Below are 1,141 nucleotides of genomic sequence, written 5' to 3'. Positions count from 1 at the left end.
GAATCCCCAGATCGCGGCGATCAGGGTGGCCAGCAGGACGTGGCGCGGTCTCATGCCCCCGATCGTCCGCCGCGGCCTTGTTTTAGGACAAGCTATCTCGTAGTAGAGGCGCACGCGCCCGCCGTCCTGCGGGACCGCGTCCACGTACCGCACCGATCCCGTGCCGGACGCGGACGCGACCGCCGGTCCGTCCGGCGTCAGCCGCGTCCAGTCGAGGAGGTCCTTCGACCAGGCCAGCCCGGTCTTCTCCTCGTAGTTGCGGGTGTGGTCGGCCTCGCCGTCGTAGAAGCCGAGGTATCCGCCGCCGGTCTCCACGACGCTGTTGAGGCGGGCGGCCCAGCGGTCCCAGCCGGTTCCCGGCGCGAAGACGGTCCCGCGCCACTTCCACGTCATCCCGTCGTCGGCGCTCTCGGCGAGCGCCGACACCGAGTCCGACAGGCCCGTGTTGTGGATGTCGGCGGTGGCGTGGGCGCGCTCGCGGTCCGCATCCGAGAGCGCGGCCCGCGCGGCGCTGACCAGCATCACCAGCCGCCCGTCCGCGGTGCGCACGACCCGCGGGTCCTTGACGCCCTCCGTGCCGGTGGCCGCCGCGGTGAACACCGGGCGCCGCGCCGCCACGTCGAACCCGTCAGGCGCCGCGGCCTCGGCCACGTCGATCCGCCACCGGCCGTCGGCCGGGTCCACGTAGCTCAGGTACAGCTGGTACACGCCGTCCAGCCGCCGGTACAGGCTGAAGCGCTCCATCGAGGGCGTGCCCAGCTCGCCCTTCTCCACGGCCCAGACGTCCTCGAACGCCAGCCCGTCGTCGCTCACCGCGATCGCGCAGCGCCAGCCGCGCTCCGTGCCGGCCGCGCCCCGCGGCCGGCGGCGCCGGTACGTCAGCAGGTGGCGGCCCTCGTCGCGCAGGACGCCGGGACAGCCCACCCAGTAGCCGGGCTCGGCCCGCTCGGGCTCGAACACCGTGACGCCGGCCTCGGGGGCGAAACTCATACGGGGGTCCCTCCTGCCATCAGAAACGGATAGCCCGCCAGGAGCGGGGAGTCATGGGCCACCAGGGCGATCGCGCCGAGCGCGCCCGCCCCGGGGCCGAGTGCCGCCGGGCTCAGCCGCAGGTCGCCGCGGACCAGCGGCAGCGCGTGCC

At 74.5% G+C, this 1,141-nt stretch carries 1 protein-coding gene; it reads right to left on the bottom strand.

Going from position 1 to position 1,141, the window contains the following annotated elements:
• Positions 1–990: hypothetical protein (locus ABZ914_RS51655; protein ID WP_500201854.1), on the bottom strand; the 990-nt coding region annotated here is incomplete at its 3' end.
• Positions 991–1,141 lie beyond the last annotated feature (151 nt).

The sequence above is a fragment of the Spirillospora sp. NPDC046719 genome, from assembly GCF_040645715.1.
Classification (GTDB): Bacteria; Actinomycetota; Actinomycetes; order Streptosporangiales; family Streptosporangiaceae; genus Spirillospora.
The sequence above is the reverse complement of the archived record's forward strand: the minus strand, read 5'-3'. Positions and strand labels throughout refer to the sequence as shown.